Annotated in this window: 22 protein-coding genes and 5 pseudogenes; 10 read left to right on the top strand and 17 right to left on the bottom strand. The window is 46.9% G+C overall.

The genetic code is table 11. The annotated features are described in order from the left end of the window. Positions 1-3: 3 nt before the first annotated feature. Both BQ9893_RS08305 and BQ9893_RS08300 read right to left on the bottom strand, forming a co-directional pair. The gene (locus BQ9893_RS08305) at positions 4-1,110 is read right to left on the bottom strand and encodes a tyrosine-type recombinase/integrase (protein WP_005785703.1); all 1,107 of its coding nucleotides are present in this window, start codon (positions 1,108-1,110) and stop codon (positions 4-6) included. A gap of 84 nt (positions 1,111-1,194) precedes the next feature. Beyond that, positions 1,195-2,100 (bottom strand): helix-turn-helix domain-containing protein, encoded by a 906-nt coding sequence (locus BQ9893_RS08300; protein ID WP_032528830.1) that lies wholly within the window; start codon positions 2,098-2,100, stop codon positions 1,195-1,197. Positions 2,101-2,375: 275 nt separating this feature from the next. Between BQ9893_RS08300 and BQ9893_RS08295 the strand changes: the two are divergent. The 3 genes and pseudogenes from BQ9893_RS08295 to BQ9893_RS08285 form a co-directional block, all read left to right on the top strand. After that, positions 2,376-2,909: pseudogene (locus BQ9893_RS08295) on the top strand (toprim domain-containing protein); the annotation flags it as partial. Between the two features lie 176 nt (positions 2,910-3,085). Continuing rightward, positions 3,086-3,451: a MobC family plasmid mobilization relaxosome protein gene (locus tag BQ9893_RS08290; protein ID WP_004329306.1), complete on the top strand. Its 366-nt coding sequence runs from the start codon at positions 3,086-3,088 to the stop codon at positions 3,449-3,451. Beyond that, the gene (locus BQ9893_RS08285; RefSeq protein WP_075965643.1) at positions 3,448-4,395 is read left to right on the top strand and encodes a relaxase/mobilization nuclease domain-containing protein; all 948 of its coding nucleotides are present in this window, start codon (positions 3,448-3,450) and stop codon (positions 4,393-4,395) included. The genes BQ9893_RS08290 and BQ9893_RS08285 overlap by 4 nt, the downstream gene beginning before the upstream one ends. A 21-nt stretch (positions 4,396-4,416) precedes the next feature. On the opposite strand, the gene BQ9893_RS08280 is transcribed toward BQ9893_RS08285, so the two are convergent. Further along, entirely contained in the window at positions 4,417-5,076 is a 660-nt protein-coding gene (locus BQ9893_RS08280) for a helix-turn-helix domain-containing protein (protein WP_004329304.1), read from the bottom strand. 62 nt (positions 5,077-5,138) lie between these two features. On the opposite strand from BQ9893_RS08280, the gene BQ9893_RS21655 reads away from it, so the two are divergent. Further along, positions 5,139-5,288 carry a hypothetical protein gene (locus BQ9893_RS21655; RefSeq protein ID WP_004329303.1) on the top strand — a complete coding sequence of 50 codons (150 nt, stop codon included), beginning with the start codon at positions 5,139-5,141 and terminating at the stop codon, positions 5,286-5,288. Between the two features lie 47 nt (positions 5,289-5,335). Here the strand turns inward: BQ9893_RS21655 and BQ9893_RS08275 are convergent, their stop codons facing one another. Continuing rightward, on the bottom strand, positions 5,336-6,235 hold the full coding sequence (locus tag BQ9893_RS08275; protein ID WP_004329302.1) for a helix-turn-helix domain-containing protein: 900 nt from the start codon (positions 6,233-6,235) through the stop codon (positions 5,336-5,338). A gap of 130 nt (positions 6,236-6,365) precedes the next feature. Here BQ9893_RS08275 and BQ9893_RS08270 point away from each other — a divergent pair, with 130 nt between their 5' ends. From BQ9893_RS08270 to BQ9893_RS08250, 5 genes and pseudogenes are all read left to right on the top strand, one after another. Next, complete coding sequence (locus BQ9893_RS08270) at positions 6,366-7,142, top strand: MBL fold metallo-hydrolase (protein ID WP_004329300.1); 777 nt, start codon at positions 6,366-6,368, stop codon at positions 7,140-7,142. Beyond that, a complete protein-coding gene (locus BQ9893_RS08265; RefSeq protein ID WP_004329299.1) occupies positions 7,139-7,807 on the top strand; it encodes a radical SAM mobile pair protein A in 669 nt (222 codons plus the stop codon). The genes BQ9893_RS08270 and BQ9893_RS08265 overlap by 4 nt, the downstream gene beginning before the upstream one ends. Continuing rightward, positions 7,804-8,679: a radical SAM mobile pair protein B gene (locus BQ9893_RS08260; RefSeq protein ID WP_075965642.1), complete on the top strand. Its 876-nt coding sequence runs from the start codon at positions 7,804-7,806 to the stop codon at positions 8,677-8,679. The genes BQ9893_RS08265 and BQ9893_RS08260 overlap by 4 nt, the downstream gene beginning before the upstream one ends. Beyond that, positions 8,680-10,041 (top strand): annotated as a pseudogene (locus BQ9893_RS08255) (hybrid sensor histidine kinase/response regulator); the annotation flags it as partial. It abuts the gene before it with no gap. Next, positions 10,034-10,435, top strand: a pseudogene (locus BQ9893_RS08250) (response regulator); the annotation flags it as partial. The pseudogenes BQ9893_RS08255 and BQ9893_RS08250, both read left to right, overlap by 8 nt. Positions 10,436-10,665: 230 nt before the next feature. Here the strand turns inward: BQ9893_RS08250 and BQ9893_RS08245 are convergent. The 4 genes from BQ9893_RS08245 to BQ9893_RS08230 form a co-directional block, all read right to left on the bottom strand. Then, complete coding sequence (locus BQ9893_RS08245; RefSeq protein ID WP_075965639.1) at positions 10,666-11,745, bottom strand: helix-turn-helix domain-containing protein; 1,080 nt, start codon at positions 11,743-11,745, stop codon at positions 10,666-10,668. Between the two features lie 254 nt (positions 11,746-11,999). Beyond that, the gene (locus BQ9893_RS08240; protein ID WP_004302144.1) at positions 12,000-12,227 is read right to left on the bottom strand and encodes a helix-turn-helix transcriptional regulator; all 228 of its coding nucleotides are present in this window, start codon (positions 12,225-12,227) and stop codon (positions 12,000-12,002) included. 484 nt (positions 12,228-12,711) lie between these two features. Beyond that, positions 12,712-13,107 carry a virulence RhuM family protein gene (locus tag BQ9893_RS08235; RefSeq protein WP_068855616.1) on the bottom strand — a complete coding sequence of 132 codons (396 nt, stop codon included), beginning with the start codon at positions 13,105-13,107 and terminating at the stop codon, positions 12,712-12,714. A 1-nt stretch (position 13,108) separates the two neighbouring features. After that, positions 13,109-14,374, bottom strand: a complete 1,266-nt coding sequence (locus BQ9893_RS08230) for a site-specific integrase (RefSeq protein ID WP_075965638.1) — start codon at positions 14,372-14,374, stop codon at positions 13,109-13,111. Positions 14,375-14,725: 351 nt separating this feature from the next. On the opposite strand from BQ9893_RS08230, the pseudogene BQ9893_RS08225 reads away from it, so the two are divergent. Then, a pseudogene (locus tag BQ9893_RS08225) lies at positions 14,726-15,649 on the top strand (sigma-54 interaction domain-containing protein); the annotation flags it as partial. Between the two features lie 332 nt (positions 15,650-15,981). Here the strand turns inward: BQ9893_RS08225 and BQ9893_RS08220 are convergent. From BQ9893_RS08220 to BQ9893_RS08180, 9 genes and pseudogenes are all read right to left on the bottom strand, one after another. Beyond that, entirely contained in the window at positions 15,982-16,770 is a 789-nt protein-coding gene (locus BQ9893_RS08220; RefSeq protein WP_075965637.1) for a PRTRC system ThiF family protein, read from the bottom strand. Continuing rightward, entirely contained in the window at positions 16,767-17,468 is a 702-nt protein-coding gene (locus tag BQ9893_RS08215; protein WP_075965636.1) for a prokaryotic E2 ligase family D protein, read from the bottom strand. Before BQ9893_RS08215 ends, BQ9893_RS08220 begins: the two co-directional genes overlap by 4 nt. Before the next feature lie 16 nt (positions 17,469-17,484). Continuing rightward, the gene (locus BQ9893_RS08210) at positions 17,485-18,564 is read right to left on the bottom strand and encodes a hypothetical protein (protein ID WP_075965635.1); all 1,080 of its coding nucleotides are present in this window, start codon (positions 18,562-18,564) and stop codon (positions 17,485-17,487) included. Positions 18,565-18,601: 37 nt separating this feature from the next. Further along, entirely contained in the window at positions 18,602-18,823 is a 222-nt protein-coding gene (locus BQ9893_RS08205; RefSeq protein WP_075965634.1) for a PRTRC system protein C, read from the bottom strand. Between the two features lie 3 nt (positions 18,824-18,826). Continuing rightward, a complete protein-coding gene (locus tag BQ9893_RS08200; protein ID WP_075965633.1) occupies positions 18,827-19,801 on the bottom strand; it encodes a PRTRC system protein E in 975 nt (324 codons plus the stop codon). A gap of 33 nt (positions 19,802-19,834) precedes the next feature. Continuing rightward, complete coding sequence (locus tag BQ9893_RS08195; protein WP_075965632.1) at positions 19,835-20,050, bottom strand: hypothetical protein; 216 nt, start codon at positions 20,048-20,050, stop codon at positions 19,835-19,837. Positions 20,051-20,055: 5 nt separating this feature from the next. Continuing rightward, positions 20,056-20,385, bottom strand: a complete 330-nt coding sequence (locus BQ9893_RS22065) for a hypothetical protein (protein ID WP_229101631.1) — start codon at positions 20,383-20,385, stop codon at positions 20,056-20,058. Between the two features lie 11 nt (positions 20,386-20,396). Then, on the bottom strand, positions 20,397-20,633 hold the full coding sequence (locus tag BQ9893_RS08185) for a hypothetical protein (RefSeq protein WP_055300465.1): 237 nt from the start codon (positions 20,631-20,633) through the stop codon (positions 20,397-20,399). A gap of 195 nt (positions 20,634-20,828) precedes the next feature. Then, positions 20,829-22,406, bottom strand: a pseudogene (locus BQ9893_RS08180) (DNA topoisomerase); the annotation flags it as partial. Positions 22,407-22,544: the final 138 nt, after the last annotated feature.

The following is a 22,544-nucleotide window of genomic DNA, read 5'->3' as shown; positions in this document are numbered from 1 at the left end:
AATTTATTTCAGTGAAATCTTATTGGCTGTCTCTCGTTTCTTTACATTGACCAAATCTGCGTAGATTTGAGTAGTGGAAACGTTCTTGTGGGTTAGCATCTTTGAGACAGTGTAAATATCTGTGCCTAAGGATATTTGGATAACTGCGTAGGAGTGACGAAATCCGTGGAAGGTTATCGGCTTCGTTATTCCTGCCTTTTTGAGCCAGTTCTTCAGCGGATAGTTAATCATGCTCCGTTTCAAGCCCTTGAATACTTTGCCTGTGCCGGGCGTACCACATAGTTCGTAGGCTTCGTAACTGATGGGGAGTGTCGCTTCCGTTTGGGTTTTCTGAGTTCTGATACGCAAGCAATAGCCTTGGTCGGGAGCAATGGCAAAATCTTCCCATTGAAGATTGAGAATATCGCTGATGCGTAAACCTGTCATACAAGCGAATAGAGAAGCTGCTTTCAGAACGGGGATGTCGCAAGGAGTGGCGGCAAGTTTCTTCACTTCGTCCAGTGTCAGGTATTCTTTCTTCACATCTTGTGGTTCAATCTTGTCAAGGTAGTCATTGATGTTTTCTCGAAGCCATTTGTCCCGATAGGCAATCTTCAACAATCCTCTGAAAGTGGAGTAGTAGCCGGATGCCGAATTGAGGGATATAGGGCGGTTGCTGTGTTTAAGTTGCTTGGCGTTCAACAGGTACTCTCTGAACTTCTTACACAAGTCCACATTTACCTCGCCAAAGGTACATTGCCCTTTGACGAAGTTGTAGAAATGCTGATAGACAAACAACCATTTCTGGTCTTTACTTCGGCACATCTTTTTGAAGTAGGCGAGGAAGTCGGCTTTCTGCTTGGTCTTATCCAAGAAACCGAACTCTTCATTGATGAGCGATTGCACTCTGATACAACGGATAGCTTCTGCCTTGTTCAGCATATCATTGTTGAACTCCCGTTCCATTTCGTTTTTGGGGTGGGCATAGATGTAGATGCCGAGATATTCCCGACGGCTCATCTGCATGGTCTCAGGGTTACGGACTGCCGGATAATAATCCAGATACAAGGAGATGCGATTGTTCCGAATCGCTCTCTGACGAACTGTTACTTTTGTACACGTGTGTGTCATACTGTTTAATATTTAGAGTTTTACATTTGTTTGGTGCAAAGGAATGAGGTGATTCAATGGTGGCAACATTCACCGATAAATAACTTATTCTATCTTTGGAGCTTCAAGCAATTTATCCAGTTCGGGTTTAGAGATAAGTGTGTATTTGCCCTTCTTGACCTTTGGGATATTATGATATTTCGCATAATGATAGAGTTGGTCACGGGTAAGATTGAATTTCTCCATTGCTTCGGCTACCGTATAATATTGCGGTTCTTCGGGTGCTGCCACACCTTTGGCTATATCGACATGCTTCTTGGAATAGTACACCATGATACCCTCTTTCTTCTTTGGGATGGCGTTCTTGGAAACAAATGTGTAGATAGCGGATAAGGTCATGCCGAATTTTTTCTGTATTTCTTGTGTGCTATACCATTCTGTAATGTCGGGATCCGGGGCTTTCTTAGCGAAGTAAGCATCCACGTGCTTCTTGCTCCAGTAGGTCTTGCCACGATTGAAAGTCCGGGGAATGTTGTTTTTCTTGGCTACCAAGAATATCCATGATTCGTTTACATGATACTTTTCCTTGACTTCGGCTGTGGTGTAGAAGTCGGTGATAGGGGTTTTCTCTTTTGTTGGAGTATGGAACTCTGTTGGATTATTGAATAACTCATCAATATCCTCTTTCTTCAAAAGGTATTTGAAGCCCAATCGAGTAACCTTTAATTCACCTCGTTTAATGTATCCGTAAACGGTAGGTCGGGTTACTCCGAGATAGATTGCAGTCTCGGTAATTGTGAGAAATGGCTTGTCTTTGATTCTTTCAATAGGCTTTTCATCAATCTTCTTCTCCACGAATTGATTGTTAGCTTTGATTGCTTCGTCACGCTTCTTCTTTTTATAAAGAGCGTTGGCGCATTGTTTGGAACAACATGCTGTTGTTGTTTTTTGGGCGATAAACTCTTTACCGCACCAAGCGCAAATTCGCTTAATTTTCAGGTTACTGCTCATTTCAATTCATCTTTATTTCTCCGTTATTACTGTAAATTCCCGTAAAACCGTGTAAAATGGCGTATAGTTTCTCTACTACCTTTCCACTGAATTTTTGGTCTTTGACAAGCGAGCAACAAATACGGTACAAAAATGAGCTGAAAAAGCCCTATAAACGATAACCATCGCTTATAAGGCTAAAAAGAAAGGCGCTCAAAATGAACGCCTTAATAATCATTGGTGATATATGCTAATCGTTGGTAATCACTACCTACTTGCCTTCTCCAAAGGTAATGGCGCAATGTAAAGAGCTCCACTTCACCCATAACGGCAAGCCCTATTTCGCCATCGGTTTTCCGAATGTGGCGGGAGGATTTGAAGTGCGTAACCGTTTTTTCAAAGGCTGTGTCGCACCCAAAGACATCAGCCATATTCGGCAACAGGGAGAAGCGAGAGAGAAATGCCTTGTATTCGAGGGCATGATGGACTATCTTTCATTCCTCACGTTGCGGAAGAGGAACTGCTCGAACTTGCCCGACCTTGACAGGCAGGATTACGTCATCCTCAATTCGACCGCCAATGTTTCCAAAGCTATAGATGTGCTGCACGGGTATGGACGTATCCACTGCATGCTCGACAATGACGAGGCGGGAAGAAAGGCGTATCGGGAATTGGAAAGGAAGTTCGCCGGACGCATCCGCGACTTCTCCGACAACTACAAAGGGCATAAAGACCTGAACGATTACCTGCGTGGAATCCGGCAGAAATTAGCCGTTAGTCCACCGCCAAGAACTATCGTAAAACCCAAGAAGAAAGGGTTGGGATTATGACATCCCGAATGAGAAAAACGGGAGATGCCCGAAACTCATTCCTTAAGGATTGGGAGGTAGCAAGTTTGTGTTTCGGGTGTACCGAAACCGCTTGCCACCCACCATCCAAATTGCAGGAGGTGGCATCCCGTCGGTCTATACAGTTGAATCAGTAACCGAATTAAAAGGAATAAAATATGGAACAGACAAAGGAACACAAGGAACGCAACAAGGGAGGTCGCCCCAAGAAGGAAGCAACCGAGAAACTGAAATACCGTATCGCAGTGAAAATGACGGCAGCCGACTACTTCCGCCTGCTGACACGATCGCATGAGGCGGGCGTATCACCAAGCGAGTACATGAGGGAATGTTTCCGTAACGGTCATGTGAAAGAACGGCTGTCGGAGGAACATGCCGGATACATCCGCCAACTCTGCGGCATGGCTAACAATCTCAACCAGCTTGCGCGTAAGGCAAACGCCGGAGGCTTCCACGATGAACGGTGGGACTGCAAGGTGGCAGTGGCAAGGATTCATGAACTTATAACCAAGATAGGGATATGATGGCGAAAATCGTAAAAGGAAGCGACTTCAAGGGTGCGGTGGATTACATCATCGACAAGAAGAAGGATACGCAGATAGTAGCAAGCGAAGGCTTGTTTATGGAAAATCTGGAAACTATCGCCATGAGTTTCAATGCCCAGTCACGGATGAACGATAAGGTGACAAAACCTGTCGGACATATCGCGTTGAGTTTTTCCAAAGAGGATGAGTTACGGCTGACGAACCGTATCATGGCAGGCATCGCGCTTGAATATATGGAATGGATGGGAATCAAGAATACGCAGTTCTTCATCGCCCAGCATTTCGACAAGGAGCATCCACACGTGCATATTGCTTTCAACCGCATAGACAACAACGGCAATACCATATCGGACAGGCACGAGCGTCTGCGCAGTACCCGCATCTGCAAGGAATTGACCTTGAAATACGGCTTGCATATGGCTGGCGGAAAGGACAATGTCAAACGCAACCGCCTGAAAGAGCCAGACAGGACGAAATATGCGCTTTACGACATCATCAAAATGGAAGTCGGCAGATGCGGCAACTGGAACGTGCTTATCGCCAACCTGAAACGGCAGGGAGTGGAAGTACATTTCAAGCATAAGGGGCAGACCAGCGAGGTGCAGGGTGTTGTATTCTCCATGAATGGCTACCATTTCAACGGCTCCAAAGTGGACAGGCGTTTCAGTTATTCCAAGATTGACGCGGCTTTGCAGCACAACAGATGCAGGGAACGTATGGGAATAACAGCCGGAATATATGAAACGGCTACACCAAGCGCACCGTCCGGCACGGCACAAAGCGAGTTGTTCAACGGCTCTTGGGGATTGCTAAAAAGCAGTGGCTCATCTTATAACGCTGCTGATGCGGAAGCCAATCAGGAAATGGTGGATATACTTCGCAGAAGGAAGAAAGTTAAGCGCAAGAGAGGTGTTGGGTTCTAATATTCTGTACTAATCCAATTCTCACGACACTTGCGCTCTATATTCATTCGGAGTGTAACCTACCTCTTTCTTGAACAGTCGGGTAAAATGTTGCGGGTACTGAAAACCGAGATTATAGGCGATTTCATTAACGGTGTCGTCTGTAGATGCAAGTTCCGTCTTGGCTATTTCAATAGACTTGTCATGAATGAAATGCAGGGCGGTTGAACCTGTTTCTTTTTTCAATAAATCACTGAAATAGTTGGGCGAGAGGCAGAGCTTGTCTGCACAATACTGTACAGTGGGCAAGCCTATCCGTTTAGCAGCCCCATCATGGAAGTATTCGTCAAGCAACCGCTCAAATCTTGCGAGGATGTCTCGGTTTTGGTTGTCGCGTGTGATGAACTGGCGGTCATAGAAACGTGTGCAGTAATCAAGGAACGTCTTGATGCTGTCTGTGATGAGGTTCTTGCTGTGACGGTGTATCGGATGGTTCAATTCATATTGAATCTTGTGGAAGCAATCCATGATGATTTGCCGTTCTTCCACACTAAGGTGCAATGCCTCGTTTGTCTCGTAGGAAAAGAACGAATATTCACGCATTATCCGCCCGAGAGGTGTATTCCGCAGCAGGTCGGGATGGAACATAAGCAGGTAGCCATCTGGTTGGAACTGCATGCCGTCATCTTCCGCACCGAACACCTGTCCGGGCGCGATAAATATCAGTGTGCATAATTATTCCTAAGTCTGTGAAACCGGAACGCATGAAGCAGAATCTCGACATATTAGACTTCACCCTGTCGGCCGACGACATGGCACGGATAAAGACGCTGGATACCGACAAGCCTTTCTTACTCGGCTCGCACGAAGATCCAGAAATCGTAAAATGGTTCATGCAGTACAAAAACGCCTGAACATCAACAACCATATTTCGATAGCCGCTATCGACTATATTAAGAAGTTATTCGTATATGCCTTTATTGTAATCCGTCATGTACTGAGTAAATGTTTTGCCTGTTTGCTGTTTGAAGAAGCGCATGAGATGGCTCGGATCAGAGAAATTGAAATCATCCGCCATTTCACTGACAGTGCGGTTGGAGAATAGCAATTCGTTCTTCAGTTCCTCAAGCAGACGTTGTTTTATCAAATGGGTAGCTGATACTCCGAATTGGGCTTTTACTGAGTTATTGAGTGTGATGCGACTGACATGAAGCATGTCTGCATATTCCTGCACCCGCTGGTGGGTGCGGATATTCTGTTCCAACAAGTCCTTGAACCGAAAAGCGAAATTGTTTTTAGCAATTTCAGCGGGCAAGCAATAGGCGGCAGCGTATGTACGATTGATAATCAGCAAAAGATAATATAGTAAGGAAACAATGATATTGTACGTATCGGACACTGGATTCATCAGCTCATACTTAATCTTTCCGAGCAGCCGCATATATTCCTTCATTTCGTCATGTGTGGCATTGATGTAAGGCGGCGTATCTGTCTGGTAACAATACAAAAGGCGAAAAACGAAGAACTTGTCGGCGATAAAAGTACGCATGAAATCTTCGCGGAATATAAGGAACGTGTAATCCAACGCCGTCTCATCTACATGCCACTCTTGTTGCTGATGGGGTGAAAGCAGGAGAACCATGCCGTCGCGCAGTTCAATCTTGCGGAAGTTCAGTAGCAAATATCCGTTTGCCTTACGGAAAAAGTAGAAGCTGAAGAAGTCTGTCTTAAACCGCTTGTTTTCTGTCAGCACAAGTCCGATGTCCTTGTTTATGGCAGTATTGATGTAAAAATCCACGCCGCAGCGTGTCTTGTTGAACGGTACGCTGACCAGTCGATCAGGGTTGATTATCTCGTCCATATCCTTGTCGTTTTTGCAAAGATAATAATTTCATTTATCAAAATGGCATAATTACCGTTTTTTCAGGCATAGATGTTTCGCCGGATTCTTCCGAACTTTGCACCCGTAATCAATAACAAGACATATAGTCATGAAAAAGACATCCACAGTACAATTGGTGCGCAATGCCACCTTGAAAATCAGGTATGCGGGACACACCATGCTAATTGACCCCGTTTTAGCCGACAAAGGCACTTTGATATCGGCCCTCGGTGTGAATAAAACACCGAGGGTACACCTCACCATTCCTATTCAGGATATTATCGGAGGCGTGGACATGGTGCTCCTGACCCACAATCACATCGACCATTACGAGCCGAGTGTCCCCACACATTTGCCCAAAGAAATTCCTTTCTACGTTCAGCCCCAGGACGCGGACGCCATCAGAAACGACGGATTTACAAATGTGATACCCATCGAAGAAATAAAAACAATAGACGGCATATCCATTTACCGCACGACCGGACATCATGGTTTCGGGCAGATCGGGCAGATGATGGGACCTGTATCAGGTTATGTGCTAAAAGCCGAGGGCTTCCCGACCGTTTATATAATGGGTGACTGCCGATGGGAAGCATGTATCCGAGACACCGTGGAACGGTTCAATCCTGACTATATCGTGGTAAACTCCGGAGGTGCAATCTTTCCCGAATTTTCCAAAACGGACGGTCCTATCATCCCCGACGAGAACGAAGTGATGCAGATACTTGACGAATTGCCTTCGCATATCAAGCTGATAGCCGTACACATGGATGCCATCGACCATTGCCAGACCACCCGTGCAATTCTGCGCAATGAGGCAACGCATCACGAAGCCGACATGAGCCGGCTGATTATCCCGGAGGACGGAGAAACAGTTGTGTTATGAGTGTCTGCATTAAATCCCTGATAAAAAACATGAACATAGTGGTAGGGTGCACTATAGGATGCCCTTACTGCTATGCCCGTAACAACTGCCGCCGTTTCCACATTACCGACGACTTTTCCGTGCCTGAATACATGGAACGAAAATTGCGCATCATCGATACGTCCCGTCCTCATGTGTGGCTCATGACAGGAATGAGCGATTTCTCCGATTGGAAGCCTGAATGGAACGCAGAAATTTTCGAGCGGATCAGCAGCAATCCCCAGCACGCCTATATCTTTCTGACGAAGCGCCCTGACAAAATCAGTTTCTCCTCTGACGACGAGAACGTATGGATGGGCGTGACCGTCACGCGCAGTTCCGAGAAAAGGAGGATTGATGATTTGAAAAAGAATATCAAAGCACGACACTACCATGTCACGTTTGAACCTCTCTTCGATGATATCGGCGAGATTGATTTCGAGGGAATTGACTGGATTGTCATAGGCACAGAGACCGGAAACCGAAAAGGAAAGTCATATTCGCGCCCCGAATGGGTGCTTAGCATTGCAGAACAGGCAAAGGCTCATGGCATACCGGTGTTCATGAAAGAGGATTTGCTGCCGATTATGGGCGACGAAAGAATGATTCAGGAATTGCCGGAACAATTTACCAGACGAATACAATGAATATGGATACAATAAAGGAAATAGATGTAAAGAGTGTAATGACCAAATCCTCTCTGCCGGTGGGAGGATATTCGGTCAACCCTTATGTAGGGTGTCCCCACGCCTGCAGGTATTGCTACGCATCGTTCATGAAACGGTTCACCGGGCACACCGAGCCGTGGGGTACGTTTTTAGATGTAAAAAACTGGAAGCCGATAACGAATCCTCATAAATACGACGGTGAACGTGTTGTAATAGGGTCTGTGACGGACGGTTACAATCCGTATGAAGAAGAATTCCACCGTACCCGAAGGCTGCTCGAAGAGCTGCGAGGAAGCGATGCCGAGATTATGATATGCACAAAGTCCGATCTTGTCCTTCGCGATCTCGACCTGTTGAAGAGTTTTCCCAAAGTGACTGTGTCATGGTCTGTCAATACGCTCGACGAGCAGTTCTGCGCAGATATGGACAACGCCGTAAGCATTGAACGCCGTCTGAAAGCGATGCGTCAGACATACGAGGCAGGTATCCGCACCGTATGCTTCGTCTCGCCCATATTCCCCAGAATAACAGACGTGAAGGCAATAATAGAGGAGGTAAAAGATTATGCTGATTTAATCTGGCTTGAAAACCTGAATTTACGCGGGCAGTTCAAAGGCGGGATAATGACGTATATCCGTGAGAAGTATCCTGACCTCATACCGCTTTACGAGGAAATTTACAATAAAAAAAGGCTTGAATACTGGCGGGCATTGGAGCAGGACATTTCAAATTACGCCAAGGAGCAGGGCTTCCCGTATCGTATAAACGATCTGCCATACGGACGCTCGGAAAAAGGCAAACCTGTCATCGTAAACTACTTCTACCACGAAAAAATACGATTGACAAAATGAGGCTATGCCGGACTGATGCAGAAAAGTTGTAGCGCGGATAAAAGCACCATGTATGTGGATAATATCCGGCAATCTTCCGAGCGTATGCGGGAGATGCTCAACACGCTGCTGGATTTCTTCCGTCTGGACAACGGCAAGGAGCAACCCAACCTTTCCCCTTGCAGGATTTCCGCAATCACGCATATTCTTGAAACGGAGTTCATGCCCATTGCCATGAACAAGGGGCTGACTTTGATAGTGGAGAGCCACACCGATGCGGTGGTTTTGACCGACAAGGAACGTATCCTGCAAATCGGCAACAACTTGTTGTCAAACGCCATCAAGTTCACGGATAACGGTAGTGTATCATTGGCAGCGGATTATGATAACGGTTTGCTGAAACTTATCGTTGAAGATACCGATACGGGCATGACCGAAGATGAGCAACAACGAGTATTCGGTGCATTTGAACGTCTTTCAAATGCCGCCGCAAAAGACGGCTTCGGATTAGGATTGTCCATCGTGCAGCGTATTGTGGCGATGCTCGGTGGAACTATACACTTGGAAAGCGAGAAAGGCAAAGGGAGCCGCTTCACGGTGGAAATTCCCATGCAGACAGCCGAGGAACTGCCGGAACAGACAATTCAAGCGCAAATGCGCCATAATCATATCTGCCATGATGTGATTGCCATCGACAATGACGAGGTACTTCTCCTTATGTTGAAAGAAATGTATGCCCATGAAGGGATGCACTGCGATACCTGTACCAATGTTTCGGTACTGATGGAGCTGATACGAAAAAAGGAATACAGCCTGCTTCTGACGGATCTGAATATGCCTGAGATAAGCGGTTTTGAACTGCTGGAACTGTTGCGCTCATCCAATGTAGGCAACTCGAAGAGTATTCCCATAGTCGTGACAACCGCTTCGGGCAGTTGCAGCAAGGAGGAACTTATAGGGCGTGGATTTGCCGGATGCCTGTTCAAGCCGTTCTCCATATCCGAACTGATGGAGATTACGGATAAATGCGCATTAAGCAGCATATTGGATGAAAAGCCGGATTTTCCCACTCTGCTATCTTATGGCAATGAATCCGTCATGCTGGACAAACTGATAGCGGAAACCGAAAAGGAAATGCAGGCGGTCAAGGATGCAGAACAGCGTAAAGACCTCCAAGAACTGGACACACTTACACACCATCTGCGAAGTTCATGGCAGATTCTCCGTGCCGACCAGCCATTGAGGGAACTTTACGCCCAACTTCATGGAAGTGCCACTCCAGATGACGAAGCGATATGCAAAGCGGTGACCGGCTGTGCTGGATAAAGGTGCTGAAATTATCCGGCAGGCAAAAGAAGAAAGGAAAAATACGAAAATGGATAAAACAAGAATCATCGTGGTGGAGGACAATATCGTGTATTGCGAGTTTGTCTGCAACCTGCTGGCACGGGAAGGATTCCGTACCGTGCAGGCTTACCACCTCTCGACCGCGAAGAAACTTCTGCAACAAGCCTCAGACGGGGACATCGTGGTTTCTGACCTACGACTACCCGACGGTGACGGCATCGACCTATTACGATGGATGCGCAAGGAAGGCATGACACAACCGTTAATCATCATGACCAACTATGCCGAAGTGCATACGGCAGTCGAAAGTATGAAACTCGGCTCGCTGGACTATATCCCCAAGCAGCTTGTGGAGGATAAACTTATGCCTCTGCTTCATACCATCCTGAAAGAACGGAGTATCGGACGAAATCGTATGCCCGTTTTTGCTCATATAAACTTGCATTTATTATCTTTGTCCTCTCCAAAGATAATAAATGTCATTCTATGCCCAAAAGATTAGAAAAACTTTTGCTGTAAAATTTTAGAAATAATGTCGTTTGAGCATCTTTTTGTCGAATTAGCACTTTTTGAATTGTCGAATTAGCACTTTTTTGTCGTTTGAGCACTTTTTGGAAATGGGTTTCTGTGACCTTTTCCGATGTTGTTTTACTACACAATTTATTCCCGATTTGATTTTTTCCATTTGGCAGGCGTACATCCTTCTTTCTCGGAAAATAATTTGATAAAGTTACTTTGGGAAAGAAAACCGGAAGACTCAGCCAGCTTCTGTATATTGATTTCTGGATGCTCCTTCAGTATGTTTTTCGCATACTCCAACCTGAGACTGGTTATCCATTCGCGGAATGTCATTTTATACGTAGTCTTGATATAAGCGGAAAGATAGGTACGGTTCGTATAAAGTATTTTGGACAGTTCTTTTATGGTAAGTCCCTGCTGGACATAGCCGTCTGTCTTTATCCAGTTGTCAACCTTCTCTATAAATTCTGTATAGGACTCAGGAACTTCTTCTGAAACCATTTCGGGTTCAATTCCCGAATTTGTCAGAAGTTCTTCTTCAGATTGAATATCCTGCTCAAACGCATTTTCTACCTGTTCATAGAACAGGAGGTAGTTCTGATAACAGTGAAAAAGATAACAGTAGAACGGGATTGATGAAAGCACCCAGATATACACATATCTGTCAGGTAGGAATGTCAGTAATCCGCATCCAACACCGAAGATAACAGCCCAATAAGTGAATATAGAAAGCCATTCGATATATGCGCCTATATCATCCGCTTGAGTTTCATTGAAAATCCGAATGGCTCTACGATATGCAACTATGACTCTTCGAGCTAAAACGACTCCAAAAGCGATTAACCAGACAGCTAAAGCAAATAAAGAGATTTTTTGCATGATTCCGCTTGGCAACAGAAACAATACAACTCCGGAAAAAGTTGAAAATATAATCCATAAAATGATATGTGTCCACACACGCCGTTTGGTAATGTAAAAACGATCAAGCAACATTATCAATGCCGAACTGAACAGAGAGTAGCACAGAAAGTATGTGGACATGTTCATCAATATGGAAGAATTCACATTTTTGAATCGGATGCCAAAGAAGAAATGTACCGAATAGTTTGCTGAAAGCAGCAACATAGCTATACCCATCATCTGTCGGGAGCGGAGATAATTCGTGAAAATTTTCTTTTCAGGAGTCTTTGCAAACAAAAAATAAAAGCCGAAGAATAACATTAATGGCAGTGCGGTACAAAGTGAAAAACTGTATATAGATGGTTCCATTGTTATGCTTATTTAATTTTGATACAAATTTTGATAAATTTCCGAATTATAAGCCAGTTGGGATAAAAAACAGAAATATCTCCGAGTGCTCGCTGCTTGAGTTAAAAGGTCAAGACCGACTCACCTAAGATCTTGCATCAACGTGCTCTAAGTCACACGTTTCTTATTGAAATCAAATAATGAGAATGAAGTATTTATTTTTTTCATTACAATTCTTTATAAGGATTATGTTCAGGAACCCTAATGAGTTCTTTTATATCAACTTCCAGACATTGAGATATCTGTATTAATGCTTCTAAAGGAGGTTGACAAGCATTAGTACACCATTTGGAAATGGTTGCTTGGTCTCTGCCAAGTTTCTCTGCAAGCCATTTGTTCGTTTTCCCCTTTTCTGCAAGCATAACTTTTATACGATTAAGATTTTTCTCAGCCATTGCGTATATTATTATTGTTTTCGGTTGCAAAGAGACTCATTTTCCTCCAAATATCGTTTGTTTATCCGAAAATCATTATAAAAATCGGCAAATAATTTGCCTAATTAGAAATTTTGTTAATTTTTGCATGATTTACAGTGACTCGTCCCATCTTCATCTTGCATACCACTATATTCTATTAAAATGAAAACAGATGTGCCTACTTATAATTTTCTTCTTTTGGAGTTGATTTATGAATATCAAAATCGGAAAAATTCCGCGTTATCCGTGTTAATTTTTGTTTTCTCATAATTTCATTTTGGGGTTACGGGATTTTGTTGTTCCTAATTTGTTTCTTTTGCCATTTTGTCATTCGGATTAGCATTGATTATCAGAATATTACAAACAATCAGTAAGATTGCGAAACAAAAATAGCGTACAGTGTACAACGACAAAAATCGTTCTCTCTGTACGCTATTAAATCTTATTAAAAAGATGAAAGATTCTAACTAGCATCTCTTGGCATCGTTCCGTTCATTACAATAATCATCGGATACTCGTTTTTTACTTGCTCTGCTTGGCACACCTTGCGGTTCACAACCTTACTGATAAGCCATTGTCTGAACAACAAGGCTTGATATGTATCCATTTGAAGTGCTATGGCGATAATCACTTCCATATCATAGACATTCGCAGAATATCCATTTTCAAGTTTGATGTATTGCGAATGCTGGAAGTCTTTCAGCCCACTTTGTTTCCAAATGCGCTTGATGGTATTCTTCACTGCTGTCCCTGTTACATTCAACAGTTCGGCAATCTCCCAAACAGTCATCCACACCTCACCATGATGTGGGGCGTAGATGACCATATCTTCTTGTATTGTTATCACTTGTCGTTTCATACTATGCCTTTTTTGTGTTCGTATTATCGCTGCAAATATTCCCGAATGTGAATTCCTCAATGTGATTGAGTTGTTGGGACAACTTTTCTACATCCTTGCTCAACTTTTCCTTGGTAATCTTGGCGTACACTTGCGTGGTCTTGATGTCCTTGTGACCAAGCATGGAACTTACTGTTTCTATTGGTACACCATTGGAGAGGCAAACCGAGGTTGCGAACGAGTGCCTTGAGACATGCCAGGAAAGTGGCTTGGTGATACCGCATTTCTTTCCCAATCTTTTGAGCGAACGCAGACAACTTCTATAAGGTGGTACAGGAAAGACTCTGCCATCCTTGCACAATCCACGATATTTCTCCATTATCTGCTTGGGATAGTCAAGCAACTTGATGTCGGCTTCCGTTCCTGTCTTCTGTCGGTGGATAACAATCCATTCACCTTCATCGAAAAATTCCTTGATGTTCTCTTCCTTCAAGTTGTACAGATCAATGAAAGCGAGACCTGTGAAACAGCAGAATAGATACAAATCACGCACCAACCCCATATGCTTTCTGGTGATAGGAGTTTCCATCAACAGGTGAATTTCTTCTTTTGTCAGAATCTCCCTTGTTGTTTCCTCGTTCTTGTACTCGTATCGTCTGAAAGGGTCTTTGATGAGCCACTCGTTATCAATCGCCCGAAAAATCATGGCACGGAGATTACGGACAAACACCATTGCGGAATTTATCTTCAGTTGCTTGTCTATTCTAAGGAATGTCTCATAGTTCGTAATAAACGGCAGGGACAATTCTTTCAAGGCAATGTCCTTTACACGGTAATGCGACTGCAAAAACTCGCCCACGTAAGCACAACCGATTCTATATTTTGTGAATGTGCTCAAAGATTTCATGCCAGCCTTGTATTGTTTTTCCATTTCATCCCTGCTTTGCTCATAGACTTTCATCAAGGTATGGCAGCGATACTCCAATCCAAGAAAAGCGTTCTTAACCTTGTCGGCAGAGACAAAGTTGTCTCGATCTATTATCTCCTGATAATGCTTGCTGATACTCACACGCATTTTGTCCAATTTGCGGTTCACCTCCAAGGCTTGCATACTTTTTCCAGTCATGCGTCCGCCCTTGGTGTCCCACAAATTGGGATTCACAGTCATCTTGCAACTGAACTGTGCCTGTGTTCCGTCCACTGTGATACGTCCCATAACTGGAACAGTACCGTCTTTCTTTACTACCTGTCTTTTGAGGTAGAAGATAATTGAAAATGTACTCTTCATAACGTCATTCTTTTTTGCGTTCAAAATTAATACATGAAGAGTCTTTTCTTGCTACGCATTTCACGGCAGAACACGGCAAATTTGGTTCGTAACCAAAAATCTTACGTTGCTCATTAGTAACTCACTATAAATCAGAGCATTCAAATTCAATTCGTAACCTTCCTCATTCTTCCGAACCTCAACATTCCCCATTTGGGGTATAGGTTACGAATAGGTAACGTTCCTCTGTCTCATCTTGTCGTATTCCCGTCTTCGTCTGTCCTCGCCACTTTTAACCAAAATGAGGAAAGTAACTGATAACCAGTAAACTTTCCTCATTCTTCTCTCAAACACTTTTTATATGTACTTTCTGCCCGTGACAGTTCCGCCTTTCAGAAAATCATGCAACAGATAAGATTAGTTGCCCCTACTGATATGAGCGTGCTGATATTCGGAGAGAACGGCACGGGCAAGGAGCATATCGCCCACCATCTGCATGATAAGAGCAAAAGGGCAGGGAAACCGTTTGTGCCTGTGGACTGCGGTTCACTCTCCAAAGACCTTGCGCCCTCGGCATTCTTCGGACATGTCAAAGGCGCGTTTACGGGTGCGGACAGCACAAAGAAAGGATACTTCAATGAGGCAGAGGGTGGCACATTGTTCTTGGATGAGGTAGGCAATCTCGCATTGGAAACCCAGCAGATGTTACTCCGTGCCATACAGGAACGGAGATACCGCCCTATAGGTGACAAGACGGACAAGAGCTTCAATGTCCGCATCATCGCCGCCACCAACGAGGATCTGGAGAAAGCGGTCATTGAAAAACGTTTCCGACAGGATTTGCTGTACCGTTTGCACGACTTCGAGATAACTGTTCCGCCCTTGCGTGACTGTCAGGAGGACATCATGCCGTTGGCGGAGTTCTTCCGTGAGATTGCCAACAATGAATTGGAATGTAGCGTGACTGGGTTCGATGCGGAAGCCCGTAAGACATTGCTGACCCATCCGTGGCCGGGTAATGTCCGTGAGCTTCGGCAGAAGATAATGGGCGCGGTGTTGCAGGCACAGACGGGAGTTGTCATGAAAGAGCATCTGGAACTTGCCGTAACGAAACCGACCTCACCTGTCAGCTTCGCCTTGCGAAACGATGCGGAGGACAAGGAACGCATCTTACGCGCGTTGAAGCAGGCAAACGGAAACCGCAAGGTTGCCGCCGAATTGCTCGGAATCGGACGTACAACGCTGTATAGCAAGTTGGAAGAGTATGGATTAAAGTATAAATTTCAGCAATCATAGCCCGCAACTTGCCGAAAATAGAAGTAACGGTTAAACCGGATTATTCAGCGAAGATAAAAAACGTCCTGTGATAAAAATCATGGGACATTTTGATGTGTATCCGATTTTTATTGCTACTTTTGTACCAAGACGAGAGACATTGACAGCAACTCACAGCAGAACGTAGAAATAGACAGGGTTGCCAAATCATTACCTCATTTTTACCTTATCCTCAGAACTGCTTGCTAATAAAGTGGTTATAAAAATCTTCCAGAATTAGAATAAATATTGGTTTTCAGGATTATTTTCCTGAGTTCTTTTTTATATTTTAATCATACGGAAACGCTTTGATATTATACAGTTATCGGATTCACTTTCATGGTGGAGAGATTCAGGTACAGCCCGTGATGCTCGATCATACCGTTGCGGAACATTTTCCACAGGATGTTGCAGCCGAGCTGTGCCAGTGTGGAGTTGATGAACAGGTCCTGTTTCTCCAGAGCCTCCGCCAGCGAACAGCTCGGTCCGGAATCCTTTTCCTTCACTCTTGCGTATTTGACATATCGTGTGATCACCTTCAGCGATTCCACCGTTTCGTACAGCTTGGATGCCGGCTGTCTGATTTTCTTAGGTACGGTTCCGAGGATGACCTGTCCCGTATTCTGCATGTTGCCGAAGTCCATCCAGTACAGTGGTGTTTCGTGGCTTCTGTATTCCGAAACCGGCACGGCTTTCAGTATGTTCCAGAGGTCGAGACGGGACTTTATGTTGTCCGTGCAGGTAATCATTATGTTGGCCAGATTATCCCGTCTGGCGTCCTTCAGGGCTGCCGGATAGATGTCCGGTACCGCCTTCCAGTCGTTGCCGAAGAAGTTGTTCATGCGTGTGACGAGGCACTGCGCCTTGTTCAGTCCGATGTCCGAAGGGCTGAAGAGCTGCCGCCCGATGTTGGCTTCCGTCACGATGTCGGAATCATACAGTGTCACGAACAGTCCGGGATGTCCGAGTCCCCTCAGTGCCGTGTCAAGCCTGGCCAGGCAGGTAAGCACCTGTGAGCCTGTTCCTCCCGCTCCGATAAGGTTTACCGTTACCGGATGCTGCGGGTTTATGAGATAGTTGTCGATGTAGTGTACTCTTTTCATTTCAGTATGTCTTTAAGTTTCATGTTGTTCAGTTGTTTCAGTTCGTCGAGGTTGAAGTCCCTGTCCCGTGCCGCCTTTGCCACCAGCACGAGGTTTGACCTTGTCGGGTTCCCGTTCCCTCCCAGGTGGGTGAATTCCGTCAGCCAGAATTTCCGTTCCCAGTACTGCAGCAGCTTTTCATAGGTCAGGTCCTTCGGCAGCTCTATCCTGGCGTTTCCCAGACATACGCTGGAACCTGTCACGTTGAAGAACGGTGCGGCATACAGTACGGTATCCGGTCTGGGAACGTTCCCCTTGTAGGCATAGATTCTCATTCCGTGCTCTCCGGCCTCGTAGATTACTCCCGGCAGGTAATATTCCGCGTTTTCTATTTTGAGTGCGGTGCTGAAGAACATCATCCGCTTGTGCGGTGGATTGTACCACACGTATCTTTCGCTGCCCTTGCGCGAGTCGCAATACAGCAGGTTGTCGGGTATCTTCCCGTATGGAGTGGTACCGTGTCTTTCCGAGTATTCCTTCACGAGGGTGTTCATGAATTCCAGTGTCACCGGTCTTCCTTCCGTCATGTTTCCCCGGTCGTCAATACCCCGGATTTCAAGGAAGAAGTTCTTGTCCCCTTCCGAGGCATAGGCTATCAGTGCCGCCCTGGGGTTGAGCGGTGTCTTGATCTTTCTGGTCAGTTCGTTGCTGTCTATCATATGCTTTCAGATTGGTTTATATTGTGATGTTGATAAATTTTTCCGCCCATTTGAAGAAGCGTTCCGGGTAGTCGTCCATGCGGAACAGTTCCTCCGTTTCCGGAGACAGGTCACAGGTGGTGACCGGAATGATGTCGTATGTCTCCCGGCTGTAGGAGTTGTAGTAGTCCACGAGGTTGTCCGTCACGGGATCATTGCAGTCATAGACGACCCTTATCTGCCTGTTGAGATACATGGGCAGGTAGTCCGGTTCCTCTTCATAAAACGGGTCGTAGCCGTATTCCATGATGCCGCGTTCAGGCGAGAGGAATTCCAGACCTTCCTTCATGGCGGAGAGCAGGGACTGTTCGTATCCGTTCGCCGGCTTATACCGTCCGATTGCCTTCGGCAGGTCCTTGTAGTAGGATTTCCGTTCCACTCTCCTGAGCAGACTGTGTATCCTGCCTTTCTCGTATGAATGCAGCAGTTTCAGCCGTTTTTTCCTGTCGTCCTGTTCGTCGTCATTCTCTTCAGCCAGCCAGGTAAGCGCATATTCCGTGTCATCCTCGTCCAGTATGGTGTCAATTCCGTTTGCCTGCATCAGGTTGTGGATGAAGGTGACAGATATGCGTCTCAGTTCCGGCCCGAGATTTTCCACAAATTTCACAGGGAAGTAATACAGCGTAAGTTCTCCCCATCTGTGGCATTTCCAGAGACGGAAAATGAGTCTTTCCCCATCCTGCTCGATGTTTACATTCATGTCATTGCCGACAAGGTCGCTCATTTCATCATGCAGTCTCGTTATTCCTTCCGCCATTGTGAGTCCCGGTGCATGTACCGCTTCCTTTTTCATAAGACTCGCATATCTGAAAAAGGAATCACGCAGGTACTCGTAGTTTTCCCGCGTGATCAGGTTGCACGGCTTTCCGTCAGGACTTTCCGAGAACAGTTCCGGCGGAGGCATCGGCGTGAATGTGGTGTTCAGAAAAGAATTACGGCACCGCTGGGTGCCGCAATCCGTTTCTTCCTTTCCGTGCCGTAATGCACCTTCCTTTCGGTTTCCGCAATGATAAGTCTCGCGAGCTGTTCCGCCTGATATCCGTCCAATGGTACACATGATTTCTTCTTTTTTCTGTAGTCCTTTGCCATATCCTTTATCCTTTTGTTCCGATAGTTGTCTTGAACTCATATTCTGTCATGTCCTCCCTGATGACCGGTCCGTGAACGGTAGCCGTCGTCAGTTCCGGGTACATGTTCGAATAGTAGTTCATGACCATGTCCGGCGAGATGTTCGGATCCGGGTCCTGAAGAGTAATATACTCTGTTCCTTTCTTGAATCTGAATGAGCGTGTCATTCCTTTAATTTCGAGTGCCATGTCTTAAACTGTCTGATAAGGTGAATACTTGGGTTCCAGCATGGACTGCGGGAAATCGATGTATTCCTCGTAGTCCTTCTCACTGTATGCGGGGTGTTCCTGATCGGAGAGGTACGGTTGCTGTTCGTCCTCCTGCATGAACCGTTCTTCCTGCCAGTCCTGAATTTCAGGCTGCGGCGGATATTGAGGTTGGGAAGGCTGCTGTCCGCCTGTCAGCTGTACGTATTGCGCGTGCGGCTGTATCTGCGGTCTTGCTTGCGGCTGTGGCGGCTGTTGTTGCGGTGGCCATATTCCTGGCTGTTGCGGATGCTGCGTGTATGCCTGTTGTGGTCTCTGCGGTACCGGCTGTTGCGGACGTTGCGGTTGCGGATTTCTCTGTACCGGTGTCTGTGTGTATACCGGCTGTTGGGAGTGTGGCTGTTGCTGCTGTACCGAAGGTTCCGGCTGTGCCTCCTGTTCCATCAGGTCGAAGAGGCTTCCCCGGTTCATTTCCGTGTCGGCTGCCTTTATCTTCTCCTCGATTTCCTTCAACTGGGCGGCATTCGCGTGTGCTTTCGCCTGTGTAAGCACGCTGACGGCTTCCCGATGGTTCCTGGCGGCTGTCAGTTCTTCCGCCTTCTTCATCAGTTTCTCGTACTTCTCCCGTTTCTCGCGTTCTTCCTTCGTCTCCTTGGATTTCGCTTCCTTGGCGGCCTTGCTGCTGGCGGCGGCCTTGTCCGCCTGTGCCTCAAACTGTGCCATGTTGGAGATCAGCCCGCACGCTTTCTGTATCGGTCTTGTGACTGCCTGCAGGAATCCTGTGTCAAGTTCCTGCGGTGTGCCCGTGACAGTCAGCGGCACGATGTGGTTCTGGGCCTCGTCCTTGAGTCCGTTCGATTTGGGCAATGTGGAAACGGTCAGTTGTCCGTTTGTCTTGCGGATGACGATCGTGAGGTCCACGCTTTCCGTCATCATCTGGTGGATTGCTGTAAAAAACATAATTTCAGATATTAAATGATTAGACGATGTGTTTCAATATTCGCTGAATAATTCAGCCAGCAGCCTGTTCCTATCCGGATGTCTGCATATTTCCAGAACGGGGTTCAGCAGCTTTGAGATGTGAACGGGACCTGTGGTTCCCCTTGGCGGCAGCTTGATTGCCGGTTGCGGGACGTGTACTTTCGGTCTTCTTGTCACGGGCATCCCTATCGGAGCTGGTGACTGTCTTGTGATGATCGCTTGTTGCATATTCTTTAATTTTTAACTGTGAATACCCGGGCTTTGGCAGCCCGTTGAACTACAAGGGCCCAACGGCAAATGCTTCCGGAAAGGCAGGGTTTTCGGGAAAAATACCGGAGCGCAGCGAGGATGATTTTTTCCGAAACCGCTTGCGGCCTGACCTTGCCGTCCGACAAGAAGCGTTTGCCAACTTTGCCCTGTAGTTCTCGGTTTGCCAATGTCTGTGTTTTCCGTCCATTCCCTTTTCTTTCCGTGTCATTTCCGGCTGTGACGGATACAAAAAGAGCCGCCCGCTCCCGGACAGCTCCCTTATGCTGCAATGATAAATTCCGTGCATGTTCCATATCGTCAGATTTCAGAAGACCAGAAAACTCAGTATGCACAGAATGATTGCCAATGCCACGAGAAAACAGGCTATACGGTAGAGGAACCTGAAGAGTCCCCTGAAACAGATGATGGCCACGGCAGTCCATACAGGCGATATACCGTGGGAATAGAGCCAGCTGAATATGATGGCTGCTGTTACGGCCAGCGCGAGTGTCCTTGCCCATCTGCTGTCCGCTATCTTTCTGATACGTTCTTTTGCTTTCATAATCTTCATTTGTTTGGCGGGAATGCCATTCCCGGTTTCAGGGGCTTTCTTGCAGTCCGCCTCCACAGGCAAGATTTTCGGGAAAAATACCGGAGCCTCTGGCGAGGATGATTTTTCCCAGAAACCGTAAGGCCTGACCTTGCCGGTGGAAACGGGCGGGCTGCGACCTTTGCCCCGCGAATCGGGATGGCTTCATCATTTCCTTTTCCTGCCGTTCCCGTTTTTGGGGGACGAGAGTGTCAGGGTGAACCCGGCGTCAAAGGTGACCGAAGCGTCGAAAGCCACGCCCTTCTTTCCCTTGAATCCCTTGATAAGGCGTGTGGAACCGGAGGAGAAAAGCTGTTCCAGATGCTGGTCCGTCAGTTCCTTGTTCAGGAATCTGCGGTACACGGTCAGTCCGCACCCTTTATTGTCGCAACGGGCACTCTTTTCCCTGACGATAATGTGTCCGGTCTTGCATTTGGGACAGGTGAATGTGCGGGCGGCTGCCGCCGGAAGGCTGAGGTTCAGGATTTCACGGGTAGCCTTGCAGGTGTAGTCCGTGATGGATGCCATGAACGTGTCCGGTCCGAGCGTGTGCCGCTCTATCTGGAGCAGGGTCTTCTCCCAGCTTCCTGTCAGGGAAACATCCGCCACGAGCATGTCCTTCACCGCATCGTAGATATGGAGTCCCTTTTCCGTGGGGACGATGCTCTTGCCGGAGCGGGCGATATAGTCACGTTTGAACAGTGTGGTGATGATGGCGGCTCTTGTGGCGGGCGTGCCGATGCCCAGCTCCTTCACGGCCTCGCGTGCCTGTTCGTCGGCTATCTCCCTGCCGCAGGTCTCCATTGCTGCCAGCAGCGTGGCCTCGGTATAGGGCGGTCTGGGCACGGTCTTCTTCTGGGACAGTCCGAATCCTGAAACAGGAACCGTGTCCCCTTCGGCAAATACGGCCGTACCCTCGTCGGTTTCCGGCTCGTCGTCCTGCCTGTCCTCTTTCCTGCAGAAGATGCCGCGCCATCCCGGACTGACGACAAGGGAACTTTTCGAGCGGAAATCCATGTTGTCCAGGCGACATTCCATAAGAATCAGTTCCTTCTCGCAGCAGGGCGAGAACGCCTCCAGCATACGTCCGGCTATCAGCGTATAGACGGCCTCCTCCGCTTCGGAAAGCCCTTCGGGTGCGATGCCGGTCGTGATGAGAGCATGGTGGTCCGTCACTTTACGGTCGTCCACGCTACGGGTGTTGAGACGCGCAAAGTCAAGGATTCCGGCACTTGTGGCGAATTCGGGCATGGCCATTATCCTTTCCAACAGACCGGGCACGCAGGCCATCACATCGTGCGGGATATACCGGCTTCCCGTTCTCGGGTAGGAAATGAGCTTCTTCTCGTAGAGCGACTGGGCGATGTCCAGCGTCTTTGCTGCGGGCAGGTCGAGGTGCACGTTGCAGTCCTTCTGGAGTGCCGTTAGGTCGTAGAGCAACGGCGGCTGTTGCAGGCTTTTCCTGCGCTCCACCTTCGTGACCGTCGCCGAAGAATCGGGAGAGAGACTGCGGTAGGCGGCTTCCGCCTTCTGCCTGTCGTCAAAGGTCGCGGGATGGAAGAAGCGGCGGTGTGACGTGCCGCCATTGAGGGTGACATGCAGCTGCCAGTATGGTGTGGATACGAAACTGCGGTTCTCCCTGTAGCGGCTGCATATCATGGCGAGCGTCGGAGTCTGCACCCGTCCGATCGAGTTGTTGGACGAGCCGGAAACGATGGCCAGGGCACGGCTGGCGTTCATGCCCACCTTATCCGAGAACTCGGATAAGATAGGTTATCCCAGATAATATGTTATCTAAGAAAATAAATATAAACATCATATTATTAGCTGTTTATCACAGTGTTTTCTCGGATAACATTTCTATGTATTCCATAATTTAGGATA

The organism is Parabacteroides massiliensis (assembly GCF_900155425.1).
Lineage (GTDB): Bacteria > Bacteroidota > Bacteroidia > Bacteroidales > Tannerellaceae > Parabacteroides > Parabacteroides massiliensis.
The sequence above is the reverse complement of the archived record's forward strand: the minus strand, read 5'-3'. Positions and strand labels throughout refer to the sequence as shown.